General features: G+C 53.2%; 17 protein-coding genes and 1 pseudogene. 11 read left to right on the top strand and 7 right to left on the bottom strand.

Features of this window, described 5'->3' with window-relative positions; genetic code table 11:
• The coding region (locus tag EDC14_RS27015) for an RHS repeat protein (RefSeq protein ID WP_165908335.1) at positions 1-1,652 on the bottom strand (1,652 nt) is incomplete at its 3' end.
• 1,285 nt (positions 1,653-2,937) lie between these two features.
• On the opposite strand from EDC14_RS27015, the gene EDC14_RS27010 reads away from it, so the two are divergent.
• From EDC14_RS27010 to EDC14_RS25735, 11 genes are all read left to right on the top strand, one after another.
• The gene (locus EDC14_RS27010) at positions 2,938-3,174 is read left to right on the top strand and encodes a hypothetical protein (protein ID WP_165908334.1); all 237 of its coding nucleotides are present in this window, start codon (positions 2,938-2,940) and stop codon (positions 3,172-3,174) included.
• 96 nt (positions 3,175-3,270) lie between these two features.
• Positions 3,271-4,959 carry a type II secretion system ATPase GspE gene (gene gspE / locus EDC14_RS25780; RefSeq protein ID WP_132018050.1) on the top strand — a complete coding sequence of 563 codons (1,689 nt, stop codon included), beginning with the start codon at positions 3,271-3,273 and terminating at the stop codon, positions 4,957-4,959.
• Positions 4,960-4,971: 12 nt separating this feature from the next.
• Complete coding sequence (locus tag EDC14_RS25775) at positions 4,972-6,180, top strand: type II secretion system F family protein (RefSeq protein WP_165908333.1); 1,209 nt, start codon at positions 4,972-4,974, stop codon at positions 6,178-6,180.
• Positions 6,181-6,244: 64 nt separating this feature from the next.
• The gene (gspG, locus tag EDC14_RS25770) at positions 6,245-6,682 is read left to right on the top strand and encodes a type II secretion system major pseudopilin GspG (protein ID WP_243663124.1); all 438 of its coding nucleotides are present in this window, start codon (positions 6,245-6,247) and stop codon (positions 6,680-6,682) included.
• Positions 6,669-7,205 (top strand): type II secretion system protein, encoded by a 537-nt coding sequence (locus EDC14_RS25765; RefSeq protein ID WP_165908332.1) that lies wholly within the window; start codon positions 6,669-6,671, stop codon positions 7,203-7,205. Before gspG ends, EDC14_RS25765 begins: the two co-directional genes overlap by 14 nt.
• Positions 7,157-7,525 carry a type IV pilus modification PilV family protein gene (locus tag EDC14_RS25760; protein WP_132018038.1) on the top strand — a complete coding sequence of 123 codons (369 nt, stop codon included), beginning with the start codon at positions 7,157-7,159 and terminating at the stop codon, positions 7,523-7,525. Before EDC14_RS25765 ends, EDC14_RS25760 begins: the two co-directional genes overlap by 49 nt.
• The gene (locus EDC14_RS25755; RefSeq protein ID WP_207930798.1) at positions 7,437-8,075 is read left to right on the top strand and encodes a PulJ/GspJ family protein; all 639 of its coding nucleotides are present in this window, start codon (positions 7,437-7,439) and stop codon (positions 8,073-8,075) included. The genes EDC14_RS25760 and EDC14_RS25755 overlap by 89 nt, the downstream gene beginning before the upstream one ends.
• Positions 8,062-9,270: a type II secretion system minor pseudopilin gene (locus EDC14_RS25750; RefSeq protein ID WP_132018032.1), complete on the top strand. Its 1,209-nt coding sequence runs from the start codon at positions 8,062-8,064 to the stop codon at positions 9,268-9,270. The genes EDC14_RS25755 and EDC14_RS25750 overlap by 14 nt, the downstream gene beginning before the upstream one ends.
• The gene (locus EDC14_RS25745) at positions 9,245-10,651 is read left to right on the top strand and encodes a hypothetical protein (protein ID WP_132018029.1); all 1,407 of its coding nucleotides are present in this window, start codon (positions 9,245-9,247) and stop codon (positions 10,649-10,651) included. Before EDC14_RS25750 ends, EDC14_RS25745 begins: the two co-directional genes overlap by 26 nt.
• Positions 10,648-11,187, top strand: a complete 540-nt coding sequence (locus tag EDC14_RS25740; RefSeq protein WP_132018026.1) for a hypothetical protein — start codon at positions 10,648-10,650, stop codon at positions 11,185-11,187. Before EDC14_RS25745 ends, EDC14_RS25740 begins: the two co-directional genes overlap by 4 nt.
• Positions 11,177-11,662, top strand: coding sequence for a hypothetical protein (locus EDC14_RS25735; RefSeq protein ID WP_132018023.1), 486 nt, complete (start codon positions 11,177-11,179; stop codon positions 11,660-11,662). Before EDC14_RS25740 ends, EDC14_RS25735 begins: the two co-directional genes overlap by 11 nt.
• On the opposite strand, the gene EDC14_RS25730 is transcribed toward EDC14_RS25735, so the two are convergent.
• From EDC14_RS25730 to EDC14_RS27640, 6 genes and pseudogenes are all read right to left on the bottom strand, one after another.
• Entirely contained in the window at positions 11,663-13,927 is a 2,265-nt protein-coding gene (locus tag EDC14_RS25730) for a secretin and TonB N-terminal domain-containing protein (RefSeq protein WP_132018020.1), read from the bottom strand. It lies immediately after the preceding gene.
• 53 nt (positions 13,928-13,980) lie between these two features.
• Positions 13,981-14,310 (bottom strand): hypothetical protein, encoded by a 330-nt coding sequence (locus tag EDC14_RS25725; protein ID WP_132018017.1) that lies wholly within the window; start codon positions 14,308-14,310, stop codon positions 13,981-13,983.
• 1,157 nt (positions 14,311-15,467) lie between these two features.
• A complete protein-coding gene (locus EDC14_RS25720) occupies positions 15,468-15,755 on the bottom strand; it encodes a GIY-YIG nuclease family protein (protein ID WP_132018055.1) in 288 nt (95 codons plus the stop codon).
• A gap of 339 nt (positions 15,756-16,094) precedes the next feature.
• Positions 16,095-16,283: pseudogene (locus EDC14_RS25715) on the bottom strand (ATP-binding protein); the annotation flags it as partial.
• 296 nt (positions 16,284-16,579) lie between these two features.
• Positions 16,580-17,485, bottom strand: a complete 906-nt coding sequence (locus EDC14_RS25710; protein WP_132018014.1) for a TolB family protein — start codon at positions 17,483-17,485, stop codon at positions 16,580-16,582.
• Positions 17,486-17,506: 21 nt separating this feature from the next.
• A complete protein-coding gene (locus tag EDC14_RS27640) occupies positions 17,507-17,638 on the bottom strand; it encodes a hypothetical protein (RefSeq protein ID WP_279388802.1) in 132 nt (43 codons plus the stop codon).
• Positions 17,639-17,759: the final 121 nt, after the last annotated feature.

The raw sequence follows: 17,759 nt of genomic DNA, 5'->3' as shown, positions 1-17,759 counted from the left end.
ATCCGGTTCCGGGAGTCGTAGGCATAGGTATAGCTCATCCCATTGGAGACTGTCTGAGTGAGCGGGTTATCATTGTTGTCGTAGGTATAGGTCACGGTTCGATCGGGCTCGGTCACGGTTTTCAACCGGTAACCGGCGAAGAACTCATAGCCCAGGGTTTTGGTTCGGGAACCGGCGGTCTTGGTTTTCAGATTTCCGACATTATCATAGGTATAACTTTCCGCCGCCATCGGATTGGTCCCGTCCTGCGGGTACTCGACTTTGGTCAGGCGGCCCAGGTTGTCGTAGCTGTAGGTGGTTTTGGCGGACCGGGCATTGGTGGTTTGCACCACATGCGAGGCGGTGTCGTAAATCGAAGTTGTGGTATAGGCGGTGTTGGCGTCCGCTTTCCGGACGGTCTGGGTCAACCGGTCCATCAGGTCGTATTGCTGAATGCTCTGGTTGCCGTTGCCGTCGGTGATGGTGAGCTGGCGGTCCGCCCAGGCCCGGGTGACGCTGCTGCCATCGGGATACTGGGTTTGGATCTCGCGGCCCAGCGCGTCGTAGCGGTGATTCGTCCGGTTCGGGAGGTTCCCTTTCTCCCAGGCCAACCGGCCGTTTGCGTCATAGCCGAATTCGCGCTGAATCACCCATTGGCCGTTCTGCTGGCGTTGTATCTTGACTGGTTTCCCGAGCAACGGGTCGTAGTCGATCCGGCCATACTGCCACTGGCCAGTATTGCCGTATTGCAATTCCACCCGGCTCTCGGCGTCCAGATAGGTGATCTTTTTGGTAATCCCCACCGCGCTGTCGAGCTGTTGCGCCTGGGTCATCCGGCCGACGGCGTCGTATTGATAGGTGAAGATGTTCCCTTTCGGATCGGTGGCCCGGATCCGTCGGCCGAGATTGGTATCATAGTCGTAGCCGGCGAGGATGGTGCCGTCGCTCCGCTTGACCGCGGTCAGATAGGCGGAGTTGTAGGGTGCGTCGGACCGGTATTCGAAGTTCAGGATGTTGCCGTTGGCGTCGGTCTTCGAAAGAACATTGCCGTAGGCGTCGTAAGTATATTTTGTATCGAGGTAGGTATTGTTCGTCCAATTCCGCTCCATCAGGAGGTTGCCCTTGGAGTCGTACTGGTAATGGCTCTGGTTCAACTGGTTGGTGCTGTGCACCGGATCGTGAACGAGGGTTGCCTTGGTTAATAGCCGATCATATCCGGCGGCTGTGGTGTACAGGGCGTTTTGATAGGCCGCATTGAATTGCGACAAGCTTTTGTTGCTGTTGGTGTTGGCGTAGGCCATCCGGGTTTCGGCGCCGTAGGGGTCGAGAACTCGGGTGGTGTTCAGCCAATCGTCATATTCATACTTGGTGGTGGCGGCGGTCCCGAGGACGCCGCCTGTGGCGTACTGAACGCTGACGGTTCCGGGATGGCGGTTGACAATGCCGGCATGAGTGATGGTCTTCTGCAGCTGGCCGTTTAGATCATATACTTCGGTTTTGGTAGTGTTTCCGAGGTCATCGAAGGTGTATCGGGTGCGGCTGGCCCCGTCGTTAACGTCGGTGTAACTGTTTAACTTTCCACTGTAAGTGATGGTTTGGTATGGTTGCGTTTGGTTGGGTTGGTAGAATTCTTGTTTTTGGAGGACGGTTTGTTGCTTGTAACTCTTATCCAATTCCAAACCATAGGTGAGTTTTACACTTGAACCATTAGGATAATAAATATAACCATTATCGGTATACTTAGTGATCTTTCCCAAAGCATCGGTGAAGATATCCGTATTGCCGGAACGACTATAGGATAAAATGGTTTTGTAGCTGCCATTACTTAGTAACTGTTCGATCCTTTGAAAGGTAACGGTATGGGCTGTGGTATCGACTAAATAACGGAAGTAAAAGGTTCGACCTGCGGAGTCTACGATTGAGGCTAGTGTGTTAATTATAATCGTATAAGTTACCTCATTGCCATCTTTTCCTCCATAATGACGACTATAAGAAAGGTCATAAACAGTATAAAAATATTTCGTCTGATTCCCATTAGAATCTATAATTATTTGAGTACCATAATTCTGTTCTATAGTAAAACCAGAAAGATCAATCTTTGTTCCATTTTGTAAGGTAATTTCTTTTAAAAGACCATTATGATATGTTTTATCGTGTCTGGGACCAGTCACAGTACCTGGCCCATATTTCAAAGACATTGGAATTCCATCTTGCTGATAAAATTTATACGTCTCTGTAACTTCATATTCCCGTGCCGATGTAGGCACATAATATGAATCGCCACTAGGAAATTGCAGATTCCCCTCATCATAGGAGAACTTTGAAAATGACCAAGTATGAGTAGCAGTATTATATAGTAGATTTACTTTAGTATCCATTCCTTTGCTTGGTAAATCTATAATCGGAAGGATGCTAAAATGTTTCCTGGTATATGCGTTAACATGAGACTCTCCAGTATTGATATAATCCACAAACGGATTAATCCCGTTTCCATCCCAACCTCCGCCAACTCCAACTGTATAATCGCTAAAATGCTGTAACGGCGCTATAAGCTGACCTTTTTCTCTGGAGAAGAACTGATCCCGGACGACTTCAAGCCGCTTCTCTTCCCGGTTGATATAGTACAGTCGAACGTCGTCCAGCGTGTAACCGGAGGGAATCATTTGGGCATCGAATTTTAGCCGGGCTTTGATGGGGCTCCTGAATCGCGCGCCGTGGGGGCCGAACCGGAAGGCGCGGAGGGCTTTGAATCCGGGGGGAACGTTGATGCCGGAAAGATCGGTTTCGATCTCCTGAGCGCTGATTTCGGTGACCCCGGCATCGGCGGGAACTTCCACGTCCAGGTCTTGAATATGAAATTGCGCGCTCCGGCCCTTCTCCAGCTTGAAGGTTCGCATTTCCCCGGCACTGGCCAGGGACGGAGCGGCGTAATAGAGCCCGCCCAGGAGCAGGAATATCATGAGAAAGATTTTTGCGATGATCTTTTTCATCGGCTTGGGCCTCCAAATATTTGAATTATCTTTAATTGGAAAATCATTCTACGGAATGATCAATTTTCCTCCACCCACTGGAATATTTTGTATCGTGACTTCTTTGGCCCATGGAGAAATCTTGCTCGACTCCACATCTTCCTTTCATGAAAATGAGCAACCGAGCCCCGCTTCACCAAAGCATTTCGTTGGATTAATTTGTTAGGACCGGCAGGATTATGCGAGCCATTATGGAATCTCTCAGGTAATCCATTCTGGTTTTCCAATCATTTTACAATAATCTGCGGATTACAGAGCGTCCATGGAAAACATCCTTCAAATTATGTTGCATCACCACTGGCTCACCGGAGAGCAGGCGGACGAAGTCCTGGCCCGGCAGAAGGAGCTGGGCCTGCCGCTGGAAAAGATCCTGCCGGCGTTGCCGTTCATCGACGCTGAGCAACTGGCCCAGGCCATCGCCCTCCAGTTACGGCTCCCGTACTGCAAGCCGGCGGAGTTGCCCCTAAGCCCGGAACTCTTGGCGGCCTTGAGTCCCCGCCAGGCGGAGAAGTTTCAGGTCGTCCCGGTCGGGCTGGCGGAGAACCGCCTCACCTTGGCCACGGCCGAACCGTTGAAGCTGGAAGCCATCGATACCTTGCGCGAGCTTCTGCCCTACAAGATAAAACTTGCCGTCGCCTCCGCCGCTCAGATCCGGACAGCCATCCAACGTTTTTACGGGGCGTCCCTCGAATCGGTGGCCGCGGTTCTGGAAGATTTGAATGATGCCGAATTGACCCAGTACAGCAGCGATTCCGGGGCCGAGATCGCCGCGATCGCTTCCGAAACCATGGCGGCCGAGGCGCCGATCATCCGCCTGGTCAATACCCTGATTAGCGGGGCGTTCAAAGCCGGAGCCAGCGATATTCACCTCGAACCGTTCGAAGACGAGATCAAGGTCCGTTACCGGGTGGACGGCGTCCTGCAAGAGACGGCGCCGCCGCCCAAAAACCTGTTCGCCGCGGTCATCTCGCGGATCAAGCTGATGGCGGGGATGGACATTACCGAGCGCCGGATCCCCCAGGACGGCCGGATCCGGATCCAACTGAACGGCCGCGACCTGGATCTCCGGGTGGCGGTCGCGCCCACGGCTCATGGCGAAGCCGCCGTCCTGCGGATCCTCAACCGCGCGAACCTGCTCTTGGGCCTGGACCAACTGGGCCTATCCCCCGAAAACGTGGCGCGGTTCGAGAAGCTCATCGCCAGGCCCCACGGGATGATCCTGGTCACCGGGCCGACCGGCAGCGGCAAGACCACCACCCTGTACGCGGCGCTGCAAAAGCTGAATGAACCGACCCGTAAAATTATCACAGTCGAAGACCCCATCGAGTATCAACTCAAAGGGGTCAATCAGATGCAGGTCAATCCGAAGCTCGATTTCACCTTCGCCCAGGGTTTGCGGACCATCGTCCGGCACGACCCGGACATCATCCTGGTCGGCGAGATCCGCGACCGCGAGACCGCGGAGATGGCGATCCAATCCGCGCTCACCGGCCATCTGGTCTTCGCCACGCTCCACACCAATGACGCTCCGACCGCCTTCACCCGGCTGGTCGACATGGGCGTGGAGGAATTCCTGGTGGCCTCGACGGTCTGCGGCGTACTGGCCCAGCGGCTGGTGCGGCGGGTCTGCCCGAAGTGCCAAACCCCCTACTCGCCCACGCCCCAGGAGCTGGAGATCGCCGGCCCGGACCCCGGGTTGCGCCATTTGGTGCGCGGCAAGGGCTGCGAGCATTGCAACGGCATCGGTTACCGGGGCCAGGTCGGCCTGTTTGAGCTATTGATCGCCAGCGAGGCGATCGAACGTCTGATCATGGAGCGCCGCCATTCCGGCATGATCCGAGAGCGCGCCCTGGCGGAGGGAATGACTTCCTTGCGGCAGGACGGCATCGCCAAAGCGAAGCAAGGGCTGACCACCATCGCCGAGGTGATGCGCGTCACCCGCGATGGTTGAAAGGTGACCGACTTGCAACAATTTAACTACCGCGCGGCCACGGCGCAGGGCCGGATCGAACAGGGCAGGCGCGAGGCCGAATCCAGGGAACAGCTGATTCAACAATTAAAAGCGGCGGGGAAATATCCGCTGGAGGTCACGGAGCGCGCTCCGGCGGCGCTTGGGTGGAGCGGCCGCACCTTCTCGCGCCAGGAACGCTTGAATTTCACCCAGCAACTGGGCGGACTGTTATCCGCCGGAATCCCGCTGGAACGGGCGCTGGCCATTGTAAGCCGCTTAAAACTCCCGCCGCAAGTGGATAAGGTGGTTCAAGGGCTGCGCCGCAGCCTCCAGGAGGGCCTGTCGTTCACCGCCGCGCTGGAGCGGTTCCCGGGACATTTCCCCGCGCTCTACGTGAATATGGTCCGGGCCGGCGAGGCCGGCGGCATTCTGCCCCAGGTCCTTGAGAAGCTGGCGCAATATCAGGAGGAGGAGATCAGCCTGCGCCGCTTCGTGGTCAGCAGCCTGTTCTACCCCTGCATTGTGGTGACCGCGAGCATCGGAGCGATCCTCTTCTATGTCGGCGTGGTCGTTCCAAAGTTCGAATCGATCTTTCTGGACATGGGCTCCGAACTGCCCTGGGTGACCCGGATGGTGATGCTCTTCGGACAAGGGCTCCGTGACTTCTGGTTCGTTCTGGCCGGCCTCGTCGCCGCCCTGGCGCTCTGGCTGGCGCGGGAGTCCACGACCAGCGCCGGCAGGTTCCGGCTGGACCGGATCAAACTGAAACTGCCTTGGATCGGCCCCATCCTGCAAAAGATCGCCACCTCCCGGATGGCCCTGTCCCTGAGCCTGCTCACCGGCAGCGGCGTGCCGCTCCTTACCGGGCTTGAGATTACCGCCGACGTGATGGGCAATGAGGCGATGGCCCGCGCTTTAAAACAAGTGGCCCGCGAGGTCAAGCAGGGCCAGTCGTTGGCCGGCGGGATGGCGGCTCAGGAGGTCATCCCCCTTCTCGCCGCCGAGATGATCGGCGTCGGCGAGGAGAGCGGTTCGCTCGGACTGATGCTCGACAAAGTCGCCAAGACCTATGAGGGCGAGGTCAGGCACTCGATGGGCATCTTCCTGGCCGTCTTTGAGCCGCTGTTAATCTTATTCATGGTGGGGATCATCGCCATCTTAGCCATGGCGATCCTGTTGCCGATAACCAATATGAATTCACAGATCAATCCGCTGGGTTAGGATGATTTCATCCGACGCTTGCGGAAAACGTTCCATATTACCGGAGCCGAATGAAGGAGGGCACATGAAACAGGAGCTGAAAGGCGAGCGCGGCTTTACCCTGCTGGAGATCCTGGCGGTACTGACGCTACTGGCGTTCATTCTGACCATGGTGGCGCCGAACATCATCAACAACATGCAGAAAGGCCAGATCAAAGCCGCCCAGGCGCAGGTCAATTCCTTGAAGAACGTCTTGAAAACCTACTACCTGGACAATTCGGCCTACCCTACCACCGAGCAGGGCCTCCAGGCATTAATCGAAAAACCGACGGTTCCCCCCATCCCCGAAAATTGGAATGGACCGTACCTGGAGGATAAAAAGCTGCCGAACGACCCCTGGGGCCACCCGATCCGGTATGCCGCCCCCGGGACGCATAATCCCCAATCCTTCGACCTTTTCTCGCTGGGCAAAGACAATGCCGAAGGCGGAACCGGGGATAACGCCGACATTGGGAACTGGTAACCGTTCCGGCTTCACCCTGCTGGAGGTATTGGCGGTCATCATCCTGATCGGCCTGGCGCTCTCGCTGGCCCAGCCGGCGGTGGAGCGTTCCCTCGAAAAGACCCGAATTCAGGCCATCGCCAAGTTGCTCCGCGCCGACGTGGCGACGCTCAGGGAGACCGCAGCCACGGAACGCAGCGCGCAAGTGGTGGATTTTACTGCACAAGGATACGCTTTTCAATTGGGCGAGCATCCGATCCGGCGCGACTTCTCCGGAGAGCAGTTTCATTTCGTCATTCCCGCCGCCGCTCCGGAGCCTGAGCCCTCCCGGGAGCCGGATAGTCCCGGGGATGGAGAATCCCCGCCGGAGCCAGCGTCCGGGAGCCGGAGCGCGCTACAGTTGCTTCCCGACGGGAGCACCCCGGGAATGCAGCTGGCCTGGCGGACCCGGCATTTCCAAGGCAGGCTGGTGATTCGGGAGGATGGTGAAGTGCAATGGAACGACGCCCCGCAAAGCGCCGGAGATCAGCCGGCTTCACGCTGATCGAAGTCATTCTCGCGCTCAGTCTGGCCGGACTGATTATCGCGGTTTTCAGCGGAACCTTCGCGCAGACCGTCTTCACCGAGCGGCAATTGGCGGGGCGCGTGACCGGCCTGATCATCGGCCAGGGGAAACTGGCCGAATTGGAACTGGGGAGCGAACCGGCTTCGTCCGGCCGGTTCGACCCGCCCTATGAATCGTTTCATTGGTTTTCCAAAGAGGAGACAGCAGATGATGGCAGTCAACGGATTCACCTCACCGTTACCTGGGAGGCGCCAAACGGCGCTCCCCACCGCCTCCTTTTCCAGGGCTACCGGCGCTGAAGCCGGATTCACCCTGTTAGAGATGGTGGCGTCCCTGGCCATTACAGCCGTTTTGCTGGCGGTTTTGTCGCAGTTTTTATTCAGCGCGGCCGGGCTCTGGGGCAAAAATGACCGGGCCTACCGCGGCCAGCACCAGTTCAAACTGATCTACCAGACGGTCTATAGCGACCTGAGCGCCGCTTATGTCGGGGGCTATCTCCCCGCGGCGGCGCTCGCCGGCGAGCCAACCGGGCTGCGTTTCTGGAAAGAAACCCCCTCCGGGCTGGAACAGGTCAGTTACAGGTTTGACCCGTCGCAGGCCAAGGTATTCCGGAGTTCCGGATTCTGGGGCGGTTCCGCTCCCGAAACCGAATTGTTCCGGGAGATCGTCGCCTGGCAATGGGAATATTACCAACCCTCCACCCGGAACTGGCTGCCGGAATGGCGTCCCGGGATCGGGTCCGGCCTTCCCGCGCTGATCCGGCTCTCCGTCCGGACCAAGACCCGTAATTTAGGAAACATGATCATTCCGCTCCAAGCAAGCGAGGCGACCCAAGATGGCGATTCCTGACCACCAACGCGGCTCCGCCCTGCTCACCGTCACCTGGTTCCTGGCCCTGATCGGCATCATCGCCAGCTTCTTGCTCTACCGGGCCGAAACCGAATGGGCTGCCGTGGTGAATTTGGAACGGAATTACAAATTCCGTCAGCTCGCGGAGGAAGCGCTTCACGATCGGCTGGCCCTTTTCCTCGCCGACGACCCGCAAGGATACGATACGCGTCAGGACGCCTGGCTGGGTGATGGCGGCCGGTTTGAAGAGCGGCGGGACGGTTATCAAATCACGGTGCTGGTCGAGGACGAAGGCAGCAAGCCCAATATCAATCTGGTCAGCCGCGGTTTTCAAGCGGTCGAATTGCGCGAATTATCCATCGATCCGCTGTTGGACTGGCGCGATCCGGACAGTGAACCCTTGATGGACGGCGCGGAGGAAGACGATTACCAAGCCTTGAATCCGCCCTATCAGCCGCGGAACGGCTTCTTTTCATCATTGGAAGAAATCAAGCAAGTGAAGGACGGCGCGAAACTTTATCCGGTTTTGGCTCCGGAGTTTACGGTATTCGGCAAAGTCAATCCCAATACGATCAGCGCGGCCACGTTCGCCAATTTGCTGGAGTCTGCCGGCTTTGAAAAAAATCTGGCCGAGCGGGCCGCCAATAGCTTTACCCAATATCGCGCCAGTCCCAATAATCGTTTTACCCAAATCAGCGATTTCGAGCGCCTCGATGGGATCACCCAGGCCGACTGGTCCCGGATGAAACCGCTCTTTCAATTCGGCGGCGCTTGCAACCTGAATCTGGCCCGGGGGACCGGCTTGGCGGTCATTCTGGCGGAAGCCGGGTATCCTTCCGGCCTGCTGGCCCAGGTGGTTCCGCGTCAGGCGGCCAATCCCTTCAAAAGCCAGGATGAGATCAGGCGTTTTTTTCTGAGTGCGAATAAAAACATCGCCCATCCCGAGGATTATTTCACGGTGATCTCCACCGTGGTCCGTTACCGGATCTGGGTCACCCAGGGGCGATTCCAGTATTATCTCGATACCGTCCAGGAGCGGTTCGTCGCCGGAATCGCAAAGCAATGGCGCGCCCGCACGCTATCCTGGCGCGTCTGTCTGAATGACGAGGCCCCGGAGATCCCTCAAACCGATACCGGGGAACAACCCGTCCAAACGAGCGGAGGTCCGAATGTCCAAGCCCGTGATCGTGATTGACTGTCAACCCAACCGTTTTTGCGCCGTCGAGGTCCGTGGCAAAAACAACCGCGCGGAGCTGGTTCGTTTTGTCCTCCGCGATTTACCGCCCGGGGAAATGACTCCGGACCGGCTGAGGGAACTCTGGCAGCAAGCCAATTTTACAAAACGCCGGGTGATCCTAGTCCTGCCCAATCGTTGGGTGAAATACCGGACCATCCGGGTGCCGGACCTGCCCGGCCCGCAACGAAAGGCCGCCGTGCGGATGGAGCTGGAGAGCGGCGGTGACGGGCGCGAAAAATTTCTAATCGTCCACCACCGGGTCCTCGATGGACTGGCCCAGGTTCGGGTGGCCCTGCTGCGGGATGATCTGCTTCAAGCGCAAGTACAACTGCTGGAGCGGTCCGGTTTGAAAGTATGCTGGTCGGGGCTGCGCAATCAGGGGATTCGGAGTTTTCTCCACTTCCATCGGGGTTTTTTGAACGATTCCAACCAAGCGGAAGCCTATTTGGACCTGGCGGATGAGCGGGCGGAGTTTGGGGTCGTCGAAGGTGAGGAATTAACGTATTGGCGCGATTTCAGAGCCGAGAACCTTCCTCGCGACGAAGCCCTCGCCGATCTGCTGGAAGAATTCCGCCTGTCGCTCGCAGCCTACCGGGCGGAGACCGGGAAACCCTTTCCCCCTAAGGTCTGGTTTCTCGGAAACGACGCCTCCTTGCCCGATTTACCAGACAAGCTGAAAGCGGAGTTCGGCATCGAATTATACCGCCCCGGCCAGTCCTGTCTCGGCGGCGTCCTTCCCGGCCGGCATACCGCCGGGCTGGCCCCGCTCCTCGGCCTGGCTCTGGAGCAAATCGCCGGACCGCGCCGGAACGGGCCGGAAGAAACGCGCATCCTTTCATCGAAGCAAGAAAGCGCTTTGAATCAGCGCCGGACACTCCGGATCGCCGGCCAGTTCGGGATCTCCCTGCTCATCCTGGCGCTGGGTCTTGGTTTCGGCTGGCAGGCTAGCCGGGAAAAGCGGGCGCGTATGAATTCCTGGCTTCAGGCGCGGCTGCCCCGGATTCAAAACATCCGCCAGGCCGAGCAGCGTTTCAGGCGCAACGAAGCGAAAGTCCGCGCCTTGGAAAAATGGCTGGCCGCTCAGGGGCGGGAACTCGATTTCCTGCTGCTCCTGCAACAAAACCTGCCGCCGGAATCCCGGATCACCGATTTGATGATCGAGAATGGCGTCGTCAAGGAGTTGGCCGGATCCACTCCGTCGGTCTCCCGGTTACTGGAAGCTTTACAGCGGGTCCCCGCTCTGCGGGGGTTGCGTCTGAAAGGCACCATTACCCGCGATGCCGACGTTGAATGGTTTCACCTGGAAGGGATCATCGCCGAAAGGGGGCCGCAACCATGACCCGGCGCGAAACGACCCTCGTTAGCCTGACTGTCTCGGTGATCGTGCTCTGGATGGGGATCTCATTTTTCTTGAACCGCCAGCATCCGGATACCGGGGCCACCAGTCGCTTCGGGCCAACGGCCGAAGCCTCCGATTACCGGGAAATGGAACGCCTGTTGCGTTCCTCCCAAAATATCCTGGCTCGCGACCGGCATGCCGCCGCTCGCCTGGCGGACTTGGAGAGGCACCGCTTACCCGCCGCGAACCTGAGTCAGGCGCAATTAAAATTCCTGCAAGCGGTGGAATCCCTCGCTTCCCGGAATCACTTGCCCGTCGCCCAAAAGAATACGGTCCGCTATGCGGACGGTGCGATCGGGGTGACGCTGGCGGGCAAAGCGTCCGCTGCGGCGCTGGTGGCGTTTTTGCAACAAACCGCCACCGCTCCGATGGGCATCGTGGTTCAACGCCTCCAGCTTCATGCCTTGCCGGAGGAGCGGCGGTTGGAATACAATCTCGCGGTGAGTACTTTATGGGTGGCGCGACATGGAAAATAACGGACTGGAATGGCTGAAATATCGTTGGATCCTGGGCCTGGCGGCGCTGGCGGTTTTCGGGTGGGGCTGCTTCGCCTGGGTGGTGGCGCGTTCTTATCAACCGGAGCTTCCGGAGGTCTTGCCCCCCGAGCGTTCCATCGCGCCTCAGCCCGGCCGGCTTTTTCCGCTGCAGCGTTATGAGGCTTTGCAAAGCGGCGCTTTGTTTTTTGCCAAAGCGCTTCCTGCGCTGGAGGGACCGCTGCCCGTCGCGCCTCCCCCGCCGCAAATATTTCATTCCAAACTGGTGCTGTGGGGACTGATCAAAGACGCCCGGCAAAACTGGGCGGTGGTGGGGAATGACCTGCAATCCAGTCAGGACACCCGGGTGGTGAAGGCCGGGGACACGGTGGCTGGCGAACAGATTATCCAATTCGGCGAGCGCTCGATCCGGGTGAAAAACAGCTCTGGCGAAGGATGGGTCGAGCTGAAGGAGTAGCTATTCTCCGTCTTTCCCTCCGCCCATCTCCGCCCGGATATCCCTGTCGTAACTCCCGGAAAGCTTCTCGTTCATCGCTTTTTTGGCCGCTTCGTCGTAAATGAGATGGGGCGTGATCAGGATCACAAACTCGTTTTGACTCTCCTGATCGAAAGTCCGGCGGAAGAGCGCGCCAAGCCCCGGAATGTCCCCCAGGACCGGCATCTTATAGACCTTCTTGTCCTTGCTGGTATACTTCAGGCCACTGATGATGACGGTCTGTTGATCATGGACCCGGATGGTGGATTCGGTGGTCCGTTCCACGGTTATGGCAATCATGTTGGCCGAGGGCGGATCGTTGTATTCGCTGAAGGTCGGCTTAATCTCCATCGTGATCTGTTTATCCGCCGACACCCAGGGGTTGATGGTGATATATAGGCCGGTGTCCACCACCATCTGCTGCTGGGTGGTGGTCACGACGCCATTCACGGTCTGGGTGCTTTCAACCTGGAAACTCCGTTTGGTGGAGACTTTAAAATTGGTCGGATAACCGTTCAATGTGGAGATGGTCGGATTTTGAAGGATCTTCGCTTTCTCCTGCGAAACGAGCAGTTTCAGTGCAGCCAGGGTCGTGGCGGTCGCGGTGGTGGCTGTACCATTGGTCAGCGTTATCGAACCGGTTTCCGGTGCAATCGCCAATGATTTATCGCCGACGGACAGGGTGCCCGAGGCGTTCCATTCCGTCTTATCCGTGTCGGAGATGGAGATCACCTGGATATCGAAGACGATCATCGGATTGACCTGATCCACGGTTTCGATGTATTGTTGCACCTGTGAGATGAGATTTTGAGAACCGGTGACGGTGAGCGCGTTCAACTCTTTGATGACGATGATATCATTCTTAGGAATCGCCGCCGGAAAGTATTTCAAGACGTCTTCCGCCTTCAAATGTTTGATCCGGATCATGGCGGTCCGGACATCGCTGTTTTCGACATCCATCTGGTTCAGATATTCCTGGAATTTGGCTTGAATATCCGGCGGCGCGGTCAGGACCACCACGTTTTTATCCGGCAGCTGGGTAAAATTCTGGCGGGGAAACAGCGGCGGCAGAGTGTTGAGAAGCTGATCGGCCTTCAGATATTGCACCGTATAGCGCTTCACCTCGGCAAACTCGGTATTCTCCGGCCGGACCGCGAAACCGTCGCCCACGATGTAGATGTCGTCGACCTTTTTATAGGTATAAATCGTCCCGCGCAATAAATATTCGAGAACCTGAGTAAAATTCAGCTTCTGCAGCCGCAGGTTATTGATATTCGCATTGACCTGGGGCAGCACCACCAGATTCAGATTGGCCTTGACCGCCATCTCCCGCAAAACAGTGGTCAACGCCGCTCCCTGAATGTCCAGGGTGAATAATTGGGTCTGGCTGTCGTACACAATCCGCAAATTGGAGTTCTGGGGGTTATAGCTGCCTTTGGCGATCCGCCAGGCCGGCCCTTCCTTCACCAGTTCCAAATTGTTGGCGTTGCATAGTAGATTCAACGCTTGATCCAGCGGCAGGTTTTGAAAATAGATCGAGATATTCTGGTTCAGTTCCTGGTTGGCGACGACCGCGACTCCGGTCTTCTCGGCGATGCTCCGGGCCAGGGAGCCGAGGGGGACGTTGGTGGCTTCCAGCGACAGCAGGTTATCCTGGTACTGAATGGCGAGGGTGAACGGCAGGGAGATTTTTTTGCGGACAAAGATGACGCTCCCGTTATTTTCGGCGCTACAGTTCGCCTGGGTCAGCAGGGCCTGGACTCCTTCGCCCAAGGGCACCCGGGTGAAAGCGATGGTGAGCCGGTCCTGGAGATCGGGGGACGGGACATAGTTGCGTCCGCTTTTCTGGGATAGGACGCTTAATATTTGAGGAAGCCTGGCATTGACCGCTTCCAGCGTCAACAGACCGTTTTCGTAGACCATGTTGAGCGTGGACGGGTCCTGAAAACTGATCCGGTAGATGTTATTTTCCCGGATCACCGCCAAGCTGTTGCTGCGGGTGATGATGTTTAGCGCATCCTCGAAACTGACCTTGGTCAAGCGGATGGTGACGCTGCCGCTGATGTTATTGTCGATAATGAAGTTGACGCCTTTTTGAAAAGCTAATGCCCGCAGGACGTCTTTTAGATCGGCATTCTTAAAGTCCAGATCGATCAACCGGTCGCTATCGGCCCAAACCGCGGGAATGAAAAGGAAGCATAGCAAGATGGGAATGATAGAGGACCGAAAAAAGGCGAACCGTCGCATCCGGGAATCTCCTGTCAGTTTTGTAATGATTTATGAAATCAATTCTACAAATTTTACCGCTTACCTCTTGAATAATGTAAAAATGTGATGATTATTGAGTGCGACAGGAGTTTCCCGGGAATCTTCTTTTCTCCAAAAAAACATCGATTATCGTGAAAAAACTCGATGATGAAATGTCCCGTGGACATCGAAACGAAAACCTCAATCTTTAAATCTATTCTTCCTGAAACTAATTTATTTTCGCCATATATCCAATCAGAAAATTGACCGATATAAGCATCCAGGCCCATTTTCACCATTCCGAGGCTGATAGCGTTCTTTAATGCCCAATTCAGTTGCCGGAATTTCAGGCTTTCTATGAAAGACGGTCGTCTAACTTTCAATGGTCACCACTCCCCGGTCGTCTTTGGCAAACTCCCAGCCGTCGCGCGGCTGCTTTATTAAAATGGAAATGGCGGTTTTAATCACCGGGATATCCCTGCGGTATTCATCGGAAAGTCCCTGGTATTCTCAATCGGAAACCCGATCAAAGCGACATAATGGTCATCGAATCGGGACGCTGTCTTCCACGGTTTTAACTGCCCTTCCCGAACTTATCCACAAACTTATTGATCGCATTCAACGGAATCGTTTATCCACAAAAATAGCTTACTTGTTCACAAAAAGAGCTTGCTCGACGATTGAGAGAACTCATTCTCGCGAAAAAGAGCTTGCTTATCCACAAAAAAGCTTGCTCGACGATTGAAAGAACTCTTTTTCCCCAAAAAGAGCTCGCCGAGCGATTGAGAGAGCTCTTTCCGCCGCCAAAAGAGAGCCATGATTCACCGAAAGAGTTCTTTCAGCCTCTCAACCCGGTCACTGAGCGTATCAAGTTACCTCTGCGGGAAAATACGTAGGCATGATCGGGAGCAAATCTTGCCCGCATTCCTCTCGCTTGGCTCGGTACGGAGCTAACTTGATAATCATCTATTTTTCGATCCAAGTATTAAAATAGAAGCCTTCTTTTGGCAAACGATTTTCACACTGTTTTAGAAGATCGTTAACTCTTGGAGGAATTTTAAATTCATACACCGCTATTTTTTCTCCGAATTTTTGGGGCTTTTTATCTGGAATTATACTTAGAATACATTTTCTTAGTACCCAATCAGTCATAGATATCACGCCCTAGAAAACTTAAGCATAATAAGTAGAGGTTACTGAAAACCCAGCAAACAATTACAAACACTAAGAAAGAGGCATAAGGCCGGAAAAATACAAAGAAATTTGAATCAATCAAGAATCTGCATTTTGGGGCCGAAAATGGGCAAAAATAAACCAACTTTCTTTTGATTTGTTCATTACTTTGGCGGAGAATTCGACGCGATAAACCGCTGGGTGGTTCGCCGGACCCATTCCCTATGACCGGCAATACGTTTCATGTGCTGCTTTGCTAAGTCAAGACCGAGCGTTCTTTGCGAGCCGAAGGGAAGTCTTGAGTTTTTTACAGTCCGTGAATTAAAAATCTTGCCATCAGGGGCGGCCTTCCTTAATTTTAAGAGTCTCATTTTAAACGCTTCAATTTTGGCCATTGGTTATACCCGATTTCCGGATCATTTGATTTAAATAAATTGATATATTCAACTTCTTTCCGATTAACTTCTTGGTCGGAAGCTGTATCGGATTCCCATAAAATCTCTTTCCTTATTGTAAAATCGCGCTGTTGCTCTCTTGTAAAGTCTTTCTCTATGATTTTACTGTCTGCACTGCCAAAATAGTTGATACTATCGGTTAGATCCTTGCCGATATATATTTTTCCGTTTGGATATGTAATTTTGTATATAACTTTCATATTCTGTAAATTCAATAATCTTTCGTTTTTACCTTCTTGCTCGCGTTTGTTTGTTCTTTAAAGGGAGGCCTTGGGGCCGGATGGAATCAGCCTACACAAACAACTTCGGGCGGGCCGGTTGGTATCTTCGAACTCCCAGGCGCGGCAGTGAGAGTAGACCTAATTTTTCCACTTCCAAATGTCTGTGTGCTGCCGCTGTCGGAGATTGTGCAAGTAAAAATGCAGGTAATAATCATCAGGGAATGCAGATTGTGGTCATCGAAAAATCCCTGATGTAGTCATCGGTTTTTCCCTGAAATTATCATGATAATTCCCGGTCCAATTTCCAGGGAATGATAGTCATTTTTGACGCATTAAAGCATTTTTTAAACGGTAACTTTCTCCTTCGAATACGATCAAATGTCCATGATGGGCAAGCCGATCAATCATCGCCGCCATCTGATCATCGGTAAATATCCCTCCCCATTTCGAAAACTCAAGGTTCGTCGTGATGATGAGACTGCGCTTTTCATAACTGGCCGCGACCACATAGTGGCTTAAACTTAAAAACGATAGAAACCGTCGCCAGGCATAACCACAAACCGGTATTCCCGCAATAACGTAAGGGTTCGGATTCTTCGGCTCCCGCCGAGATAAGTCGCCCCAATGCATTGTCGTACCAGTGGGTTTTGACACAGTTGTTTAATTCTCTTTTTAATGTCAAGTCCGTATCTTCAAAATATTAATGGGCTACCTGTCCACATTACGCAATGCTGACGACATCAATCTACGATCGTTACGAGTCAGCGGCTGAGATAAGTCGCTCTGCATTAGTAATTTATCGTTCATTTGTTATCAACCCAATCAATTCCACTTAAGGTTAATCTTATTCTAGCCTTATTGTAAGCCTTAATATGTCTTTTTTCTCGGCTATTTAATGACATGATACTTAAGAAGTCGGTCCATTCCCCTCCAAAGGTAGAAACATAATCAATTTCAAAAAAAGCGAGATATTTTTCATCCGGGCTTAAAACAGGGGTTTCCTCTAAAGTAATATCTGACTTTATTCTTTTTTCTTTTCGATTTGACAGATTATACCTCATTATCGAACGGGATTTATAATATATCAAATCTGTCCCGGCATTCATTAATAACGGATACCTCCCGTTTACTAATGATTTTATTTCCCCGTTATCATGAACCCGCTTAATATTAAATATTCTATCGTCTCTTGACACAAATATTACAGAACCATCGGAATCAATTATTGGTTTACTCTCTTCATCGATCTCCCCATCATAAAGTCTTGTAATACGACCACCTTGGGCACTTTTAGAAAAAATATATGATCTGCTATTTTGCTCTTGAATAAATACAATTTTCTCGTTTGGCTCAATAGAATAACTGATAATTTTTCTATCTGATTTAATAATTTCTGAAACACGATTTTCTTTTATTTCTACAATTGCATAGTAATTATCTTTAGTATTTTGGGCAATACAGTATAAATTTCCATCTTTCATCACCGGAAAACTTACATATTTATATTTTTTGTCCAAAAAATATTTATTCAATTGTTCATTGTTCTTCAAATCTATCGTAAATATTCCGACGTTTTGATCTAAGGCTGTACTCATAGGAATTAATAAATATCCAGTTAATTTATCTTTTAAAGTACATCCTTGAAGAAAATTGGATATTATAAAAAGCAAAAAAATATTTAAAAATATAATTATATCAAACCTCTTCATGGGTATATCACCTTGATTGTTTTATTTATAATCTACTCTTCCTGAAACTAATTTATTTTCGCCATACATCCAATCAGAAAATTGCCCGATATAAGCATCCAGGCCCATTTTCACCATTCCAGGGCTAATAGCGTTCTTTAATGCCCAATTCATTCTATTTCCAACGGCACTGTTTAAGGGTAACCGTCAAACCGCCGCTCACCTTGAAAGGGGATGTTTGGGAAGGTACAATTTACTCCAAGAAGGTTCAAAATGTTCAATGGAGCGTTTTGAA

It is taken from the genome of Hydrogenispora ethanolica, from assembly GCF_004340685.1.
Lineage (GTDB): Bacteria > Bacillota > UBA4882 > UBA8346 > UBA8346 > Hydrogenispora > Hydrogenispora ethanolica.
This window is presented reverse-complemented; position numbering and strand designations above follow the sequence as displayed.